General features: G+C 61.9%; 1 pseudogene. It reads left to right on the top strand.

The features are described 5' to 3' along the window. A pseudogene (locus tag EKA13_RS27620) lies at window positions 1-341 on the top strand (type IV conjugative transfer system coupling protein TraD); the annotation flags it as partial.

The following is a 341-nucleotide window of genomic DNA, read 5'->3' as shown; positions in this document are numbered from 1 at the left end:
ATCGAGTACGCCCAGCACTACTTCGCCAAGACCGAGCCCAAGGCCTGGGAGGTGATCGTCCAGATCGAGGCCAAGCTCAACGAGAAGAACATCCCGCGCAACATGATCGGGCGCGAGAAGCGCGTGGTCGCGCTGGAGCAGTACCTTTCCCAGGCGCGCAACTACGACCCGGTGCTCGACGGCTTGCGCTCGGCAGTTCGGTACGACAAGACCTACTTCGACAAGATCGTCGCATCGTTGCTGCCGCTGCTGGAAAAGCTCACCAGCGGCAAGATCGCCCAGCTCCTGGCCCCGAATTACTCCGACCTGACCGACCCGCGCCCGATCTTCGATTGGATGCA

It is taken from the genome of Pseudomonas defluvii (assembly GCF_001695625.1).
GTDB classification, from domain to species: Bacteria; Pseudomonadota; Gammaproteobacteria; order Pseudomonadales; family Pseudomonadaceae; genus Aquipseudomonas; species Aquipseudomonas defluvii.
Note: the sequence above shows the minus strand (reverse complement) of the source record. Positions and strands in the feature narration are given on the sequence as shown.